The organism is Streptomyces venezuelae (assembly GCF_008642375.1).
Taxonomy (GTDB): Bacteria; Actinomycetota; Actinomycetes; order Streptomycetales; family Streptomycetaceae; genus Streptomyces; species Streptomyces venezuelae_G.
Window position 1 is genome coordinate 4,057,780 of record NZ_CP029194.1, and the last position, 18,570, is coordinate 4,076,349.

Here is an 18,570-nt window from a genome sequence, read left to right on the forward strand (position 1 = left end):
CACCCCTCGGTTCATGGCAGTACGCCCCGGGACAGTCTAGGCGGCGGGGTGTCCGGCGGGGCGGTTGCGCGACGTGCCGTCAGTTCTTCTTCAGCAACTCCACGAGACCGGAGGCACTGCCGTCCCCGTAGCCGGCCTCCACGCCGCGCCGGAACAGGTCGGCGACCGCGGCCGGCAGGGCACCGTCCACGCCCGCGTCGGTGACGGTGTGCAGGACGTGCTCGGTGCTCGCGAGGCCCATCGCGAGGCGGTCGACGTCACCGCCGTGGTGGCCGGCGTCGACCCGGGGCGCGTAGAAGTCGATGAACTGATCGAGGTCGAGGGCGTTCCGGGCGTACGGCTGGAGCTCGGTGGCCGTGATGCCGTGCGCGCCGGCGAGGGCGATGGCCTGCCAGTAGCCGGAGAGCGCCGTCCAGAACATGACCATGTTGAGCTGGTAGAAGAGCGCGGCGAGCCCGGGGTCCTCACCGCGGTAGTCGGTGCCGGTGAGCACGGAGAGCGTGCCGCGGTGGGCCTCGAAGACCTCCCGGGGGCCGCTGTAGAAGGCGGAGCTGGCCGGGTCGCCGACGCCGGACGGCGGGGTGAGGATGCCGCCGGTGAGCTGGACCGCGCCGCGCTCCGCCGCCCAGGCGGCGGCCTCCCGGGCCCGCAGCGGGGTGTCGGAGCTGAGGTTGACGAGGACCTTGCCCGCCAGGACGGCGGGGTCGACCGCGCCGAGGACGCCGTAGACGGCGTCGTAGTCGGTGAGGCTGAGGACGACGAGCTCGTTGGCGGCGACGGCCTCGGAGGGGCTCGCGGCGAGGACCGCCCCACGGCGCACGAGCTCGGCGGCCCGGCTCGGGGTCCGGTTCCAGAGGGTGACCTCGTACCCCTGGTCGAGATAGGCACCGGCCATGGCGCGTCCCATGGGCCCGAGGCCGATGACGGTGACGGCGGTGGCGGTGGCGGTGCTGACGGAATGGTCGTTCTGCATGACGGTCCCCCATCCGGAGGCGCTCTAAAACGAACGCTCTACTTAGTGACTGGGCAAGACCGTAGCACGATCTAAAACGAACGCTCTACTCATTAAGCGGACTAGACTCGCCCCATGCAGACGAGCAGCACCCACGACCGGATCGTCGTCGCCGCCTCACGCCTCATCCAGCGCCAGGGCTACGTCGGAACAGGCATCAAGCAGATCGCGAAGGAGGCGGACGCCACTCTCGGCTCCGTCTACCACTTCTTCCCGGGCGGGAAGGAAGCCGTCGCGGTCGCGGCCATCGCGCACGGCCGCGAGGAGTTCGCCGACCTCCTGCGCACCGCCCTGGACGCCGAGGCCGGCCCCGCCGAGGCCGTCGACTCCTGCGCGCGCCTCCTGGCCCGCGAACTCCGCGCCTCCGGCTGGACCGACGGCTGCCCGGTCACCGCCGCCGCCCTGGAGACCCTCGGCTCCGACAACCCCATCCAGCAGGCCTGCGCCGACGCCCTGCGCACCTGGCAGAACCTGGTCGCCGAGAAGCTCCTCGGCTGCGGACTCCCCTCCCCCGAGGCCCGCGACCTGGCCGCCACCGTCATCAACACGCTCGAAGGCGCGGAAGTGACCGCCCAGGTCACCCGGAGCGAGGACCCTCTCCTCCTGGCGGGCCGTCACTTGTCGCGCCTGATCGCCTCGTACGTCTGAGACTCGCCCGACGGCGGCGCGACGGCGCCCCAAGAGTGCAACAACGACAATCATTGCCCGGAGTCACCCTCCGTGATACACAGAGTGACCATACGCTTCTTCGCATGGAAACCGGCCACACCGCCGCAGGTCAAGACGGTCAGACCGGTCAAGTGTGCGGGGATCGGGTAAAGAGACCCGTCAAGGCGTCACACACGAGCGGTTTCATCAGCGAAGATAGGGCGATGACCCATGCCGTCCGGCAGGGGCAGTTAACTACCCAACAGGGGCGGTGAGTTACATGTACCTGGCGGCAGAAAAGGGCGACATCACCACCATCATCGGTGGAATCGCCCCTAACTGGGGCCCTTTCGGCAGCCTCGGCGCCGAAGCCAAGATCATGATCGAGGTCGTGATGGCCGTGGCCATCCTGCTCTGCCTCGGCATCGCCATCTGGGGAGCCGCCAAGCAGCGCATCGGCGCGACCGCACTCCGCGACACCTTCAGCGCGGAACAGGGCAAGGGCCTGATCGTGGCCGGCCTCACCGGTGTCTTCATCATCGGATCACTGGGGACGCTGTTCACCATCGTGTACGGGATGGCCGTCTGATCCCCCGTCGGACTCCCTTCCCCTGAGGCCTGCTGATGTCGTGTTTGCGTTCCCTGATGCCCAGCCATGTTGCAGCACTGTCGTACCCGCGAACGAGTGAGGGGGCGTACCCGGCATGAGTCTCGGCGACGAGCACGACGGCTTCGGCGGCGTGGGCGGCTCGGGCCAGACCCGGACCCGCCTGCCCGAGGGCAACAGCGGCGACATCTACGGCGGCGCCCGCCGCCCCGTCCGCAGCTCCCGCTCCCTGATCACGGTCGTGGGCGTGGTCGTCCTCCTCATCGCGGCGATCGCCTTCGCCAACCGAGGCGGCGGAGACGAGGCGGACGCGGCCCCCACGACAGGCACCGCGGGCGCCGCGGCCCCGACAGCAGCCACGGGCATCCGCCCGGTGACGGGCAAGAACGGCCAACTCCCGGCCGGCTTCGCCCACACCGACCAGGGCGCACAGAGCGCGGCGACGAACTACGCGGTGGTCCTCGGCTCGGCCGAGATGTTCCAGGACGGCCCCCGCGCGGAGATCGTGCGCGCCATCCACGACCCCGCGGTCGTGGAGGACCTCCTGAAGAAGCTCGACGCCTCCTACTCCGCGGGCCTCATGGCCGGCATGGGACTCGACGAGAACGGCACCGCCCCCACCGGCCTGACCTTCGTCTCACGCACCATCCCGATCGGCACCAAGGTCCGCGACTACACGGAGGACTCCGCGACGGTCGAGGTCTGGTGCACCGGCCTGGGCGGCCTCGCCGGAGCGGGCTCGACCAAGCCCGTCACCTCCACCTGGTTCACCATCACGCAGAAGCTCAAGTGGGTCGGGGGCGACTGGCGCGTGGAGTCCTTCAGCCAGAGCGAGGGCCCCACCCCGGTCAACGGCGACAGTCGCGCCTCCACGGCCGACGAGATCGCCGAGGCCGTCGAGGGATACGGAGGGTTCACCTATGCCCGCTGACCGAAGCCTGGCCGGACGCGCGACGACCGCGGCCCTCGCCGCCTTCCTCGCCGCCCCCTTCCTGCTCGCCCCGGCCGCCCAGGCGGCCCCCACCCCGACGCCGACCGCCCCGACGCCGTCGGCCCCCGCACCGACCCCGCCCGTCGGCAACAAGGAGTGCGACCTCCTCACGGGAACGGCCCGGCAGCTCTGCGAGAGGGAGTCCGGCGGCGACCAGGCACCCCTGCCCAACCCCACCACCGCCCTCGACCCCCTCTCCTCCCTCGCCCGAGGCTGCGCCGACGCCGCCATCGCGACCATCGACTACCTCTCCAAGGCCGTCAAGGAAACCGCCGACGTCGACTTCACCAACACGGAGTTCCTCGGCCGGTACGCGATCGTCTTCGCCGCCTCCACCGTCCTCACTCTCCTCCTCTGGCTCCTCGCCGTCGCCAAGCGGGCCATCCGAGGCGTCCCCCTCGCCACCGCCCTCTCCGAAGCCATCGGCTTCCTCTGGCTGACGGTCCTCGCCTCCGCCTTCACCCCGCTCATCCTCTACACCGTCGTCAACGCCACCGACGCCGTCACCGAGGTCATCGCCTCCGGCACCGGCCAGCAGACCGACGTCTTCTTCGGCAGCTTCAAACAGGCCCTCCAGAAGGGCGACAGCATCGGTGGCGGCCCCATCATGCTGATCATCGTGTCGCTGGTGACCGTCCTCGCCGCCGGCGTGCTCTACCTGGAGCTGTTCCTCCGCGCCGTGATGCTCTACGTCGGCGCCCTCCTCGGCGTCGTCGTCTACTCCGGCCTCGTCGACAAGAACATGTGGGGCCACGTCCGCCGCTGGGCCGGAATCATGATCGCGGTGATCCTCGTCAAGCCGGTCATCGTGATCGTCCTCGGCCTCGCCGGCGCGCTCTCCTCCGGCACCGGACCCGACTCGTTCTCCGCCGTCGTGTCCGGACTCGCGATCATCCTGCTCGCCATCTTCGCCTCCGCCGTGATCTACCGCTTCGTCCCCGGCTTCGGCGACGAGATCGCCGCCTCCCGCAACAACCGGCTCCACCGCGCCGGCGAGAACACCGCCGCCGCCGTCATCTCCTCCCCCGCCTCCCTCGTCTCGCAGGGCATCAAGACCCACAGCACCCGCGACAGCGGAGGCGGCGGCGCCCAGGGCTCCCAGGCCGCACGCCCCGCCAACCCCCTCGCCGGCGGCGTCGCCGCCCACAGCAGCCGCGGCGGCGACAACCGCGGCGGCGGGGCCACGCCCCCACCCGCGCCCCGTAGCAGCAGTCCCACCACGGGTACCCCGCACAGCAACCGCAACTCTGGAGGTGGAGGGCGTTGACGACCCAGTCCCAGCCGGTCGCGCCCCGCCGTACGTATCTCGTCGGCCGTGCCCGGCCCAACGCGATCGTCGGCAAGAACCGTGAGACGGGCGAGATCGCCCTCATCATCGTCGGCGCCTTCCTCGGCATGATGAGCGGACTCCTCGTCCCCGTCCTCCCCCTCCGGATCGCGCTCCTCGCCGGCCTCCCCATGGTCGCGATCGCCGCCGTGTACCTCCCGTACAAGGGCCGCACCTTCTACAAGTGGTTCGAGATCAACCGCAGCTACAAGCGCATGCTCAAGCGCGGCACGGCCTACCGCTCCGTCGCCGCCGAGTCCGGCACCCACCTCGACGGCCGCGAGGTCGAGATCGGCCCTCCCCCCGGCATCGGCCGCGTCGGCTGGCTCGCCGCTCCCTTCGGCCCCGACGAGATCGCCGTACTCCTCCACGCCGACCGCCGCACCGTCACCGCCGCCATCGAGATCGAGGGCCCCGGCGTCGGCCTGCGCGACAGCGAGGACCAGGAAGCCCTCGTCGACCGCTTCGGCACCCTCCTCAAGCACGTCGCCAACGGCGACGGCTTCGTGACCCGCCTCCAGATGCTGGCCCGCACCCTCCCCGCCGACCCCGACGCCCACGCCAAGGACGTCACCCAGCGCGGCGACACGACGGCCCCCGCCTGGCTCAAGGAGTCGTACGAGCAGCTCCAGTCGATGGTCTCCACCTCCAGCGAGCAGCACCGCGCCTACCTCGTCGCCTGTATGCACTACACCCGCGAACTCGCCGCCGAGGCCAACGTCATGGCCCGCGCCGCCCGCCACGCCTCCGGCGCCCGCAAGCTCGACCGCGACGCCGGCCTCGCCGTCGTCATGGCCCGCGAGCTCACCGACATCTGCGCCCGCCTCGCCGAGGCCGACATCCGCGTACGCCAGCCCCTCGGCCAGTCCCGGCTCGCCTCCCTCGTGCACTCCATGTACGACCCGGACCACCCCATCGACCACATCCAGGCCATGACGAAACGAAACGCTTGGCCGGCCGAACTCGACGCGATGGAACCGACGTACCTCCAGGCCAAGACCCGCGAGTCCTCCACCCGCGCCCCCTGGTGCCACGCCACCGCCTGGGTGAAGGAGTGGCCGATGACCCCCGTCGGCGTCAACTTCCTCGCCCCGCTCCTCGTCCACACCCCCGACGTCATCCGCACGGTCGCCGTCACCATGGACCTGGAGCCCACCGAGGTCGCCATCGAGCGCATGCTCACCGAGAAGACCAACGACGAGGCCGACGCCAGCCGCGCCGCCAAGATGAACCGCACCGTCGACCCCCGCGACATCGCCGCCCACGGCCGGCTCGACCAGCGGGGTGAAGATCTCGCCAGCGGCGCTGCCGGAGTCAACCTCGTCGGGTACATCACGGTGTCGTCGCGTTCGCCCGAGGCCCTCGCCCGGGACAAGCGCACGATCAGGGCCTCCGCCGGCAAGTCGTACCTGAAGCTGGAGTGGTGCGACCGCGAGCACCACAGGGCCTTTGTGAACACCCTGCCGTTCGCGACCGGCATCCGCCGCTAAGGCCGAAGGGGCACCGTCCGATGCGAGATCCGATGTCCGTCCTGACCGACGCCTTCACCTCCTTCGTCTTCGGCAAGGTGGAGACGACCCGCCTGCCCGTCCGCACCTCCACCGGACAGGCCCAGGCCGTCTACCTGCCGACCGCCGCCCCCGGCCTCGGCGACTCCGGCGTGATCATCGGCCGCGAGGTCTACAGCGGCAAGGGGTACATCTACGACCCCTTCCAGCTGTACGGGCAGCAGCTCCCCGCCCCGCACTGGCTGGTCCTCGGCGAGTCCGGCAACGGCAAGTCGGCCCTGGAGAAGACGTACGTGCTCCGCCAGCTCCGCTTCCGCGACCGGCAGGTCGTCGTCCTCGACGCCCAGGGCGAGGACGGCGTCGGCGAATGGAACCTCATCGCGCAGGAGCTGGGAATAACTCCCATCCGGCTCGACCCGATGGTCGCCAACGACTCCGGCATCCGCCTCAACCCCCTCGACCCCTCGATCACCACCACCGGCCAGCTCGCGCTGCTCCGCACGATCATCGAGGTGGCGATGGGCCACGGCCTCGACGAGCGCTCCGGCTTCGCCCTCAAGGTCGCCCACGCCTACGTCACCGAGCACACCACCCACCGCCAGCCGATCCTCACCGACATCGTCGAGCAGCTCCGCCACCCCGAGGCCGAATCGGCCGAGGCGATGAACGTCGACATAGACGACGTACGCGCCTGGGGCCTGGACGTCGCCCTCGTCCTCGACCGGCTCGTCGACGGCGACCTCCGGGGCATGTTCGACGGTCCGACGACCGTCGGCATCGACCTCGACGCGCCCCTCATCGTCTTCGACCTCTCCCACATCGACCGCAACTCCATCGCCATGCCGATCCTCATGGCGATCGTCGGCGTCTGGCTGGAGCACACCTGGATCCGCCCCGACCGGAAGAAGCGCATCTTCCTCGTCGAGGAGGCCTGGCACATCATCAACAGCCCGTTCGTGGCGCAGCTGTTCCAGCGCCTGCTCAAGTTCGGGCGCCGCCTCGGCCTGTCCTTCGTCGCCGTCGTCCACCACCTCTCCGACGTCGTCGACGGAGCCGCGGCCAAGGAGGCCGCGGCGATCCTCAAGATGGCCTCCACCCGGACCATCTACGCCCAGAAGGCCGACGAGGCACGCAACACGGGCCGGGTCCTCGGCCTGCCGCGCTGGGCGGTCGAGATCATCCCGACCCTCACCCCCGGCATCGCGGTCTGGGACGTCAACGGCAACGTGCAGGTGGTCAAACACCTCATCACCGAGAAGGAACGCCCCCTCGTCTACACCGACCGCGCCATGACCGAGTCCTCCGTCGTCGATCCCGAGCTCGAGTGGGAGACGGAGCAGCGCGCGATCCTCATCGAGCAGCAGATGAACGGCACTTCGCAGTCCACGGTGGCGTAGATGGACAGGACGGACACGGCACGGAAGGGAGGAGGAGTCTCCGACGGGCTGCTGCTCGGCCTGTTCGGCCTCCTCTTCTGCCTCACGGCCCTCGTGTGGACGGCGACGGGCCTCGCCGGGCTCTTCGCCCACGGGGCCTGGCCGCGGGGCGTCGCCTTCATGGGCACGCCCGCGGCCCTGCGCTCCCTGGCCACGGCCCCCACGGACCTCGCGGCGGCCTGGCCGGCCACCCCGCCGGACCAGCTCTCGGGGTACGGGCTCTTCTGGGGCCTCCTCATCGGCGAGGCGATGATCCTGCTGGTCCTCGCGATCTTCGCCCTGGGCACGATCGCCCGCTGGCGCGCGGTGAGGGCGAACCGGAAGGCGGGCGTGTACGCCCACGCCACCCGGGACCGTAAGGAACCGGCCCCGACGGCACCCGCCGAGACCGTCCGGATCGCCCCGCCCCGCACGGAGCCGGCCCCGTCCCCGGCACCCACCGAGCCGCTCCCCGCCGCACAGGCCCCCGAGCCTGCACCGGCCGCGCACCCCGGCCCCACCCCCGGCCGGACCACCCGCCTCGTCTACGGCCCCCCGGAGACCCGCCACCCCGTCGCCGTCCAGGCGATCCACGACGCCGAGGGCCCCGTCCTGGCCGTCACCTCCGACCCCACCGTGTGGTCCTCGACGAAGGACGCGCGCGGCAAGCTCGGCCCGGTCCTCGTCCACGACCCCGGCCACCTCTGCGACACCCCCGGGCGCCTCCACTGGTCCCCGTCCGAGCACTGCGAGGACCCGGCCGTCGCCCAGCAGCGGGCAGCCGCCCTGCTCGCCCCCGTACGCCCGCACTCCCGTCTCGACGCGGCCACCGCCGACACCGCCGAAACGCTTCTGCGCTGCTGGCTGCACGCCGCCGCCGTCGACGGCCGCCCCTTCCGCCAGGTCCACCGCTGGGCCCAGGGCGCCGGCGCCCACGAGCCCGTACGCATCCTGCGCAGCCACCCCAAAGCCGCCTCCGGCCTCGCCGGCCTCCTCGAATCGGCGCTCACCGCCCACCCCGAAAGCCGCCGCCTGGCACAGGAACTGACGGCCCGTGCACTCGCCGCGCTCTCCTCGATCCACATCCGCGAGGCCTGCGTCCCGAATCGAACGGATTCGCTGGCCCTCGCATCTTTCCTCGCCGAAGGGGGCACGCTCTACGTGGTGGGCGAACCGATCGAGAACCCCCGGGCCCACCCCGGCGCGATGCCGCTCCTCACGGCCCTCGCCGCAAGCGTGGTCGAGCACGGCCGCCGCATGGCCGCACGGTCATCCGACGGTCGGCTCGACCCACCACTGACGCTCGTCCTCGACGACGTCGCCGCCGTGGCCCCGCTCCCCCACCTCCCGGAGCTCCTCGCCAACGGCCACGACCAGGGCCTCCCGACCCTGGCCCTGATGCGGTCCCCCGAACAAGCCAGATCCCGTTGGCCGGAGAACTCCCTGAGCCGCTGAGGAACGCCGAACCGCTGAGGAACGCTCAGCCGCCGAGAAGCGGACCTACCCCGCCGGCCGCAGCACCTCGTACTCCAACTCCTGCGCGACCGGGCTGCCGTGCAGGGCGACCCGGACACCGGTGTCCACGAACCCGAGCCGCCGGTACGCCGCCTGGGCCCGGACGTTCTCGCCGTGGACGTACAGCCGCACCCGCTCGACCCGGTGCTCCAGCGACCAGGACCACGCCTGCGCCGCCTCGAAGAGCGCCTCGATCACCCCGGAGCCACGCGCCTCGTCCCGTACGAACACCCCGACGACATGCGTCTGCTCGACCACCGGCACATCCCCGAAGAACGTCTCCGCCGCGGCCCGCTCCACGAGCACCGTCGCCGTGCCCACCCAGCGCCCGTCCGGCGCCTCCGCGACGAACTGGCGCACTCCACCGGGCCCGCTCTCCGAGGATTTCACCGTGCGCTCCTGCCAGAAGGAATCCGGCCGCGCCTCGGCGTCCTCGTACGTCTCCAGGAACGCCAGGTGCGCGACCGGGTCCTGGAGCGCGGCAAGCCGCAGCGCACGGACCTGCTCCCACTCGTCGGCGCGGATGGTACGAATCGAATAGTCCATGCCCTCGATCCTCGCCACGGCGAGACCCCCCTGACAAGGACTTTTCCCTCACACACCCACCCCGCACCGGCCGTCGTACCCCAGTACTACACGCGCGCCCCGGCACACTCCCACGGTCCGACGTCCGGCCGTCGCCCGCTCCGTAGCGTCGTCGCCATGATCCGAGCAGAGAACCTCACCAAGCGGTACGGGGACACCACCGTCGTCCAGGACCTCAGCTTCACCGTCCACCCCGGACACGTCACCGGCTTCCTCGGCCCCAACGGCGCAGGAAAATCCACCACTCTCCGCATGATCCTCGGCCTCGACGCCCCCACCCGCGGCCACGCCACCGTCGACGGCCGCCCCTACGCCGGCCACCGCGCCCCGCTCACCCGGGTCGGCGCCCTCCTCGAAGCCCGCTCCCTGCACCCGGGCCGCTCCGCATACGACCACCTCATGGCCCTGGCCCACACCCACGGCATCCCCCGCACCCGCGTGGACCGGGTCCTCGCCCTCACCGGCCTCACCCACGTCGCCCGCAAACGCGTCAAGGGCTTCTCCCTCGGCATGGGCCAGCGCCTCGGCATCGCCGCCGCGCTCCTCGGCGACCCGGCCACCGTCGTCCTCGACGAACCCGTCAACGGCCTCGACCCCGAGGGCGTGCTCTGGATCCGCACCCTCCTCAAGTCCCTGGCCGCCGAAGGCCGTACCGTCCTCGTCTCCTCCCACCTCATGAGCGAGATGGCCCTCACCGCCGATCACCTCATCGTCATCGGCAAGGGCCGGCTCCTCGCCGACACCACGGTCGACGAGCTCGTACGGACCTCGGGCGGTACCTCGGTGAAGGTCGTCACCCCGGAAGCGGACCGCCTCCGCCGTCTCCTCCCCGACGCACGCTTCACCACGGAGGCCCCCGACACCCTCCTCGTCACCGGCCTGGAAGCCCCGGAGATCGGCCGCGCGGCCGCCGCCCACGCCATCCCCCTCCACGAACTCACCCCGCAGGCCGCCTCGCTGGAGCAGGCCTTCATGGACCTCACCCGCGACTCCGTCGAATACCAGGGAGCCCCCGCATGACGACCACCGCCGTGCCCGCCACCACCACCCCGACCCATGGCCTCACGACCACCCGCGTCCTCCGCTCGGAGTGGCACAAACTGTGGACGGTCCGCTCCACCTGGATCACCGTCCTCACCGCCGTCGCGTTCGTCCTCGGCGTCGGCATCCTCATGGGCTCCACCTACACCTCCGACGGCGGCGACTCCGACGTCGACACCGTCGTCCTCACCCTCTACGGCTCCCAGCTCGGCGGTATCGCCCTCGCCGTCCTCGGCATCCTCCTCACCGCCGGCGAGTACGCGACGGGCCTGGCCCACGCCACCTTCACCGCCGTCCCCCGCCGCCTCCCCGTCCTGCGGGCGAAGGCGACCGTCTACACCGCCGTCGTGTTCACGCTCTCCCTCCTGACCGCCCTGATGACCTTCCTGACGGCCCAGATCTTCCTCTCCGGCACCGACCAGGCCGCGTCCCTCACCGACGACGGCGTCCTCGCCGCCGTCGCGGGCAACGCTGCGGGCGTCACGCTCCTCGGTGTCATCGCCCTCGGCCTCGGCGCCGCCCTCCGCTCCGTCCCGGGCGCGATCGGCGCCTTCGTCGGCGGGGTCCTGATCGTCCCCGAGATCCTCGGGATGCTCCCGTACGAGGCCATGGACACGGTCATCCGGTACTTCCCCACCCAGGCGGCCGGAGCCCTCGGTTCCGCGACCCCGATGCCCGGCGCGGCCTCCCCCGGCGCCGCACTCCTCGCCCTGTTCCTCTGGGCGGCCGCGGCCCTCCTGGTCCCCGCCCTGTTGCTCAAGCGCCGCGACGTATGAGGATGATGGCCGGATGATCACGGGGGAGACACCGCACACGGCCGGGGCGACGGGCCTCAGCAGGCACATCCAGCGCCTGCTGACCCGGACGCGCGCCTTCGACGTCCGACACCCCTGGGTGTGGGACGCCACGCTGACGCTCTCCTGGGCAGGAGCGGCGCTCGTGGACGCGACGGGCGGCTGGCAGAACACCGCCCGGGACCCGTCGGTACCGTCCTGGCTCGTCCTCGTCCTCAGCCTGGCCCTCTCCCTGCCGCTCTGCTGGCGCCGCCGCCGTCCCCTGACGGCGCTCGCCGTGATGTCCTGCGCGGCACTCGTCAGCGACGCCTCCGGCGCCTTCCTCCAGGCCGGGTACCTGCAGGCGATCCCGGTCTTCCACCTCGCGCTCAGCCGCCCGCCCCGCGCGCTCCTCTGGGCCTTCGCCCTCATCCTGACGCCGCTCGTGACGGGCGCGGTCCGCTTCCCCCACGAGACCTGGGACCAGCGCGTCATCCCCGCCCTGTGGGCGTACGCGCTCGTCGCCCTCCTCGGCATCGTGGTCCGCTCCCGCAGGGACCACACCGCCGGCCTCGTCGACCGGGCCCGCCGCCTGGAGGTCGAACGCGACCAGGAGGTCCGCCTCGCCGCCGCCGCCGAACGCACCAGGATCGCCCGCGAGATGCACGACATCATCGGCCACAACCTCTCGGTCATCACCGGACTCGCGGACGGCGGCCGGTACGCGGCGGCCAAGAGCCCCGAGCGCGCCGCCCAGGCCCTCGACGCCATCGGCACGACGAGCCGCCAGGCACTCGACGACCTCCGCCGCCTCCTCGGCGTCCTGCGCGACGACGAACAGGAGGCCGTCCGCGACCCCCAGCCCACCCTCGCCGACCTGGACACCCTCCTCACCGGCGTACGGAAGGCAGGCCTCGCGGTGGAGCTGGAGGTCCGCGACGAGCCGTCCCCTCAACCCCTCGCCCCGGGCGCCCAGCTGACGGTCTACCGCGTGATCCAGGAAGCCCTGACCAACACCCTCAAGCACGCGGGCCCGTCGGCCCGTGCGACCGTCCTCCTGGCGTACGCCCCGAAGGAACTCCTGGTGGAGGTGGTCGACACGGGCACTCCGACGGCCCCCCGCCCCCACCGGGGGCAGGGCCAGGGCCTCACGGGCATGCGCGAACGCGCCGCCCTCTACGACGGCCGGCTCGACTCCGGCGCCCTGCCGGCCGGCGGCTGGCACGTCCGTCTCCGACTCCCCCTGGAAGGCTCCCCCTCGTGACGACCGTACTCATCGCGGACGACCAGCCGATGCAGCGCCTCGGCTTCCGCATGCTCCTCGAGAGCCAGGACGACATGACGGTCGTCGGCGAGGCCTCGAACGGCACCGAGGCGATCCGCCTGGTCGACCGCCACCACCCCGATGTCGTCCTGATGGACATCCGCATGCCCGGCCTCGACGGCATCGAGGCCACCCGCCGCATCGTCGCGACGGGCGCCCGCACCCGGATCCTGATCGTCACCACCTTCGACCTCGACGAGTACGCGTACGAGGGCCTGCGCGCCGGCGCGAGCGGCTTCCTGGTGAAGGACGCCCAGCCGGAGGAGCTCCTCGCGGGCATCCGCGCGGTCGCGAGCGGCGACGCGGTCGTGGCCCCGAGCCTGACCCGCCGTCTCCTGGACGCCTACATCCACCACCTGCCGCAGTCCGCCGCCCCGGCAGCCCCGCCCCAGGAGGACCCTCGCCTCTCCTCCCTCACGGAACGGGAGCGCGAGATCCTCACGGTCGTCGGCCAGGGCTGGACGAACACGGAGATCTCCGAGCGCCTCCATCTCGCGGAGTCCACGGTGAAGACGCACATCGGCCGCATCCTCGCGAAGACGGGCGCCCGCGACCGCGTCCAGGCGGTCATCCTGGCCTACGACACCCAACTGGTGACGCCGGCCTGACCGGCCCGTAAACGCAGAAAAGCCCCGCACCATAAGGTGCGGGGCTTTCCCACAATGATTGTTCGGCGGCGTCCTACTCTCCCACAGGGTCCCCCCTGCAGTACCATCGGCGCTGAAAGGCTTAGCTTCCGGGTTCGGAATGTAACCGGGCGTTTCCCTAACGCTATGACCACCGAAACTCTATGAAGATATGAACCGCCGCACCACCCGAAGGGGGGCGTGTTCGTTACTTCAGAACTAACACAGTGGACGCGAGCAACTGAGGACAAGCCCTCGGCCTATTAGTACCGGTCAGCTCCACCCATTACTGGGCTTCCACATCCGGCCTATCAACCCAGTGGTCTACTGGGAGCCTTACCCTCTCAAGGAGGTGGGAATACTCATCTTGAAGCAGGCTTCCCGCTTAGATGCTTTCAGCGGTTATCCCTCCCGAACGTAGCCAACCAGCCATGCCCTTGGCAGGACAACTGGCACACCAGAGGTTCGTCCGTCCCGGTCCTCTCGTACTAGGGACAGCCCTTCTCAATATTCCTACGCGCACAGCGGATAGAGACCGAACTGTCTCACGACGTTCTAAACCCAGCTCGCGTACCGCTTTAATGGGCGAACAGCCCAACCCTTGGGACCGACTCCAGCCCCAGGATGCGACGAGCCGACATCGAGGTGCCAAACCATCCCGTCGATATGGACTCTTGGGGAAGATCAGCCTGTTATCCCCGGGGTACCTTTTATCCGTTGAGCGACGGCGCTTCCACAAGCCACCGCCGGATCACTAGTCCCGACTTTCGTCCCTGCTCGACCCGTCGGTCTCACAGTCAAGCTCCCTTGTGCACTTACACTCAACACCTGATTGCCAACCAGGCTGAGGGAACCTTTGGGCGCCTCCGTTACCCTTTGGGAGGCAACCGCCCCAGTTAAACTACCCATCAGACACTGTCCCTGATCCGGATCACGGACCGAGGTTAGACATCCAGCACGACCAGAGTGGTATTTCAACGGCGACTCCACCATGACTGGCGTCACGGCTTCAAAGTCTCCCACCTATCCTACACAAGCCGAACCGAACACCAATATCAAACTGTAGTAAAGGTCCCGGGGTCTTTTCGTCCTGCTGCGCGAAACGAGCATCTTTACTCGTAGTGCAATTTCACCGGGCCTATGGTTGAGACAGTCGAGAAGTCGTTACGCCATTCGTGCAGGTCGGAACTTACCCGACAAGGAATTTCGCTACCTTAGGATGGTTATAGTTACCACCGCCGTTTACTGGCGCTTAAGTTCTCAGCTTCGCCACACCGAAATGTGACTAACCGGTCCCCTTAACGTTCCAGCACCGGGCAGGCGTCAGTCCGTATACATCGCCTTACGGCTTCGCACGGACCTGTGTTTTTAGTAAACAGTCGCTTCTCGCTGGTCTCTGCGGCCACCCCCAGCTCAAGGAGCAAGTCCTATCACCGGTGATGGCCCCCCTTCTCCCGAAGTTACGGGGGCATTTTGCCGAGTTCCTTAACCATAGTTCACCCGAACGCCTCGGTATTCTCTACCTGACTACCTGAGTCGGTTTAGGGTACGGGCCGCCATGAAACTCGCTAGAGGCTTTTCTCGACAGCATAGGATCATCCACTTCACCACAATCGGCTCGGCATCAGGTCTCAGGCTTAATGCGTGACGGATTTGCCTATCACACGCCCTACACCCTTACCCCGGGACTACCACCGCCCGGGCTGGACTACCTTCCTGCGTCACCCCATCGCTTACCTACTACCACCTTGGGTCGACGGCTCCACCACTTTCCTTTCCCCGAAGGGTCCGGAACGGCTTCACGGCCTTAGCATTAATGGGCTCGATATTGGGCGTTTCAAAGCGGGTACCGGAATATCAACCGGTTGTCCATCGACTACGCCTGTCGGCCTCGCCTTAGGTCCCGACTTACCCTGGGCAGATCAGCTTGACCCAGGAACCCTTAGTCAATCGGCGCACACGTTTCTCACGTGTGTATCGCTACTCATGCCTGCATTCTCACTCGTGAACCGTCCACAACTCGCTTCCGCGGCTGCTTCACCCGGCACACGACGCTCCCCTACCCATCACAGCGGGCGTTGGCCCTATTGCTGCAATGACACGACTTCGGCGGTACGCTTGAGCCCCGCTACATTGTCGGCGCGGAATCACTTGACCAGTGAGCTATTACGCACTCTTTCAAGGGTGGCTGCTTCTAAGCCAACCTCCTGGTTGTCTCTGCGACTCCACATCCTTTCCCACTTAGCGTACGCTTAGGGGCCTTAGTCGATGCTCTGGGCTGTTTCCCTCTCGACCATGGAGCTTATCCCCCACAGTCTCACTGCCGTGCTCTCACTTACCGGCATTCGGAGTTTGGCTAAGGTCAGTAACCCGGTAGGGCCCATCGCCTATCCAGTGCTCTACCTCCGGCAAGAAACACACGACGCTGCACCTAAATGCATTTCGGGGAGAACCAGCTATCACGGAGTTTGATTGGCCTTTCACCCCTAACCACAGGTCATCCCCCAGGTTTTCAACCCTGGTGGGTTCGGTCCTCCACGAAGTCTTACCTCCGCTTCAACCTGCCCATGGCTAGATCACTCCGCTTCGGGTCTTGAGCGCGCTACTAAATCGCCCTATTCGGACTCGCTTTCGCTACGGCTTCCCCACACGGGTTAACCTCGCAACACACCGCAAACTCGCAGGCTCATTCTTCAAAAGGCACGCAGTCACGACCCATTGGGTAAACCCAATGAGCGACGCTCCCACGGCTTGTAGGCACACGGTTTCAGGTACTATTTCACTCCGCTCCCGCGGTACTTTTCACCATTCCCTCACGGTACTATCCGCTATCGGTCACCAGGGAATATTTAGGCTTAGCGGGTGGTCCCGCCAGATTCACACGGGATTTCTCGGGCCCCGTGCTACTTGGGTGTCTCTCAAACGAGCCGTATGAATTTCAGCTACGGGGGTCTTACCCTCTACGCCGGACCTTTCGCATGTCCTTCGCCTATCCATACGGTTTCTGACTCGTCCTGTCGCCGGCAGACGACAGAAGAGAGATCCCACAACCCCGCATGCGCAACCCCTGCCGGGTATCACACGCATACGGTTTGGCCTCATCCGGTTTCGCTCGCCACTACTCCCGGAATCACGGTTGTTTTCTCTTCCTGAGGGTACTGAGATGTTTCACTTCCCCTCGTTCCCTCCACATGCCCTATGTGTTCAGGCATGGGTGACAGCCCATGACGACTGCCGGGTTTCCCCATTCGGAAACCCCCGGATCAAAGCCTGGTTGACGGCTCCCCGGGGACTATCGTGGCCTCCCACGTCCTTCATCGGTTCCTGGTGCCAAGGCATCCACCGTGCGCCCTTAAAAACTTGGCCACAGATGCTCGCGTCCACTGTGTAGTTCTCAAACAACGACCAGCCACCCATCACCCCACCGGACAAACCGATGAGTTCACTGGGGCCGGCATCCTCGAAGATACGAACCATACGGCCGTACCCTCAGACACCCAACAACGTGCCAAGCACGATCCTCCGGGCCTTCGTCACGTTCCACGCCGAAGCAGTACTTGTGAAGAGGTCCTTGAGACCGTGCCAACTAATCAACGTTCCACCCATGAGCTGACCGTGCAGAACGTTTGTCTGCAATCGGTACTGTGCTCCTTAGAAAGGAGGTGATCCAGCCGCACCTTCCGGTACGGCTACCTTGTTACGACTTCGTCCCAATCGCCAGTCCCACCTTCGACAGCTCCCTCCCACAAGGGGTTGGGCCACCGGCTTCGGGTGTTACCGACTTTCGTGACGTGACGGGCGGTGTGTACAAGGCCCGGGAACGTATTCACCGCAGCAATGCTGATCTGCGATTACTAGCAACTCCGACTTCATGGGGTCGAGTTGCAGACCCCAATCCGAACTGAGACCGGCTTTTTGAGATTCGCTCCGCCTCGCGGCATCGCAGCTCTTTGTACCGGCCATTGTAGCACGTGTGCAGCCCAAGACATAAGGGGCATGATGACTTGACGTCGTCCCCACCTTCCTCCGAGTTGACCCCGGCGGTCTCCTGTGAGTCCCCATCACCCCGAAGGGCATGCTGGCAACACAGGACAAGGGTTGCGCTCGTTGCGGGACTTAACCCAACATCTCACGACACGAGCTGACGACAGCCATGCACCACCTGTATACCGACCACAAGGGGGGCACTATCTCTAATGCTTTCCGGTATATGTCAAGCCTTGGTAAGGTTCTTCGCGTTGCGTCGAATTAAGCCACATGCTCCGCTGCTTGTGCGGGCCCCCGTCAATTCCTTTGAGTTTTAGCCTTGCGGCCGTACTCCCCAGGCGGGGAACTTAATGCGTTAGCTGCGGCACCGACGACGTGGAATGTCGCCAACACCTAGTTCCCAACGTTTACGGCGTGGACTACCAGGGTATCTAATCCTGTTCGCTCCCCACGCTTTCGCTCCTCAGCGTCAGTAATGGCCCAGAGATCCGCCTTCGCCACCGGTGTTCCTCCTGATATCTGCGCATTTCACCGCTACACCAGGAATTCCGATCTCCCCTACCACACTCTAGCCTGCCCGTATCGGATGCAGACCCGGGGTTAAGCCCCGGGCTTTCACACCCGACGTGACAAGCCGCCTACGAGCTCTTTACGCCCAATAATTCCGGACAACGCTTGCGCCCTACGTATTACCGCGGCTGCTGGCACGTAGTTAGCCGGCGCTTCTTCTGCAGGTACCGTCACTTTCGCTTCTTCCCTGCTGAAAGAGGTTTACAACCCGAAGGCCGTCATCCCTCACGCGGCGTCGCTGCATCAGGCTTTCGCCCATTGTGCAATATTCCCCACTGCTGCCTCCCGTAGGAGTCTGGGCCGTGTCTCAGTCCCAGTGTGGCCGGTCGCCCTCTCAGGCCGGCTACCCGTCGTCGCCTTGGTAGGCCATTACCCCACCAACAAGCTGATAGGCCGCGGGCTCATCCTTCACCGCCGGAGCTTTCAACCAGCCTCCATGCGGAGGCCGGTGTTATCCGGTATTAGACCCCGTTTCCAGGGCTTGTCCCAGAGTGAAGGGCAGATTGCCCACGTGTTACTCACCCGTTCGCCACTAATCCACCCCGAAGGGCTTCATCGTTCGACTTGCATGTGTTAAGCACGCCGCCAGCGTTCGTCCTGAGCCAGGATCAAACTCTCCGTGAATGTTTACCCGTAATCGG

At 67.6% G+C, this 18,570-nt stretch carries 13 protein-coding genes and 3 rRNA genes; 11 read left to right on the top strand and 5 right to left on the bottom strand.

What is annotated here, in order from left to right:
* Nucleotides 1–79: 79 nt before the first annotated feature.
* Entirely contained in the window at nt 80–973 is an 894-nt protein-coding gene (locus DEJ46_RS18475; protein ID WP_150267870.1) for an NAD(P)-dependent oxidoreductase, read from the bottom strand.
* Nucleotides 974–1,087: 114 nt separating this feature from the next.
* Here DEJ46_RS18475 and DEJ46_RS18480 point away from each other — a divergent pair, with 114 nt between their 5' ends.
* The 7 genes from DEJ46_RS18480 (at nt 1,088) to DEJ46_RS18510 (ending at nt 8,963) form a co-directional block, all read left to right on the top strand.
* Nucleotides 1,088–1,660 (top strand): TetR/AcrR family transcriptional regulator, encoded by a 573-nt coding sequence (locus DEJ46_RS18480; protein ID WP_150267872.1) that lies wholly within the window; start codon nt 1,088–1,090, stop codon nt 1,658–1,660.
* Between the two features lie 280 nt (nt 1,661–1,940).
* Nucleotides 1,941–2,249 carry a hypothetical protein gene (locus DEJ46_RS18485; RefSeq protein ID WP_017242359.1) on the top strand — a complete coding sequence of 103 codons (309 nt, stop codon included), beginning with the start codon at nt 1,941–1,943 and terminating at the stop codon, nt 2,247–2,249.
* 115 nt (nt 2,250–2,364) lie between these two features.
* Nucleotides 2,365–3,198 carry a hypothetical protein gene (locus DEJ46_RS18490; RefSeq protein WP_150267874.1) on the top strand — a complete coding sequence of 278 codons (834 nt, stop codon included), beginning with the start codon at nt 2,365–2,367 and terminating at the stop codon, nt 3,196–3,198.
* Complete coding sequence (locus DEJ46_RS18495; protein WP_150267876.1) at nt 3,188–4,525, top strand: hypothetical protein; 1,338 nt, start codon at nt 3,188–3,190, stop codon at nt 4,523–4,525. Before DEJ46_RS18490 ends, DEJ46_RS18495 begins: the two co-directional genes overlap by 11 nt.
* Nucleotides 4,522–6,075 (top strand): SCO6880 family protein, encoded by a 1,554-nt coding sequence (locus DEJ46_RS18500; RefSeq protein ID WP_150267877.1) that lies wholly within the window; start codon nt 4,522–4,524, stop codon nt 6,073–6,075. The genes DEJ46_RS18495 and DEJ46_RS18500 overlap by 4 nt, the downstream gene beginning before the upstream one ends.
* Before the next feature lie 20 nt (nt 6,076–6,095).
* Nucleotides 6,096–7,490 (top strand): ATP-binding protein, encoded by a 1,395-nt coding sequence (locus DEJ46_RS18505; protein WP_150267879.1) that lies wholly within the window; start codon nt 6,096–6,098, stop codon nt 7,488–7,490.
* Nucleotides 7,491–8,963, top strand: a complete 1,473-nt coding sequence (locus DEJ46_RS18510; protein WP_150267881.1) for a type IV secretory system conjugative DNA transfer family protein — start codon at nt 7,491–7,493, stop codon at nt 8,961–8,963.
* A 45-nt stretch (nt 8,964–9,008) separates the two neighbouring features.
* On the opposite strand, the gene DEJ46_RS18515 is transcribed toward DEJ46_RS18510, so the two are convergent.
* The gene (locus DEJ46_RS18515; RefSeq protein WP_150267883.1) at nt 9,009–9,569 is read right to left on the bottom strand and encodes a GNAT family N-acetyltransferase; all 561 of its coding nucleotides are present in this window, start codon (nt 9,567–9,569) and stop codon (nt 9,009–9,011) included.
* Nucleotides 9,570–9,725: 156 nt separating this feature from the next.
* Here DEJ46_RS18515 and DEJ46_RS18520 point away from each other — a divergent pair, with 156 nt between their 5' ends.
* Genes DEJ46_RS18520 through DEJ46_RS18535 form a run of 4 tightly spaced genes read left to right on the top strand, consistent with a single transcriptional unit; the run spans nt 9,726 to nt 13,354 of the window.
* Nucleotides 9,726–10,628 (top strand): ABC transporter ATP-binding protein, encoded by a 903-nt coding sequence (locus DEJ46_RS18520; protein ID WP_150267885.1) that lies wholly within the window; start codon nt 9,726–9,728, stop codon nt 10,626–10,628.
* The gene (locus tag DEJ46_RS18525) at nt 10,625–11,425 is read left to right on the top strand and encodes an ABC transporter permease (protein ID WP_150267887.1); all 801 of its coding nucleotides are present in this window, start codon (nt 10,625–10,627) and stop codon (nt 11,423–11,425) included. Before DEJ46_RS18520 ends, DEJ46_RS18525 begins: the two co-directional genes overlap by 4 nt.
* Nucleotides 11,426–11,438: 13 nt before the next feature.
* Nucleotides 11,439–12,686 (top strand): sensor histidine kinase, encoded by a 1,248-nt coding sequence (locus tag DEJ46_RS18530; protein ID WP_150267889.1) that lies wholly within the window; start codon nt 11,439–11,441, stop codon nt 12,684–12,686.
* Nucleotides 12,683–13,354 (top strand): response regulator, encoded by a 672-nt coding sequence (locus DEJ46_RS18535; RefSeq protein WP_150267891.1) that lies wholly within the window; start codon nt 12,683–12,685, stop codon nt 13,352–13,354. Before DEJ46_RS18530 ends, DEJ46_RS18535 begins: the two co-directional genes overlap by 4 nt.
* A 60-nt stretch (nt 13,355–13,414) precedes the next feature.
* Here the strand turns inward: DEJ46_RS18535 and rrf are convergent.
* The 3 genes from rrf to DEJ46_RS18550 form a co-directional block, all read right to left on the bottom strand.
* A 5S ribosomal RNA gene (gene rrf / locus DEJ46_RS18540) occupies nt 13,415–13,531 on the bottom strand.
* A gap of 84 nt (nt 13,532–13,615) precedes the next feature.
* A 23S ribosomal RNA gene (locus tag DEJ46_RS18545) occupies nt 13,616–16,738 on the bottom strand.
* 289 nt (nt 16,739–17,027) lie between these two features.
* A 16S ribosomal RNA gene (locus DEJ46_RS18550) occupies nt 17,028–18,553 on the bottom strand.
* Together the 16S, 23S and 5S rRNA genes form the textbook arrangement of a ribosomal RNA operon.
* Nucleotides 18,554–18,570 lie beyond the last annotated feature (17 nt).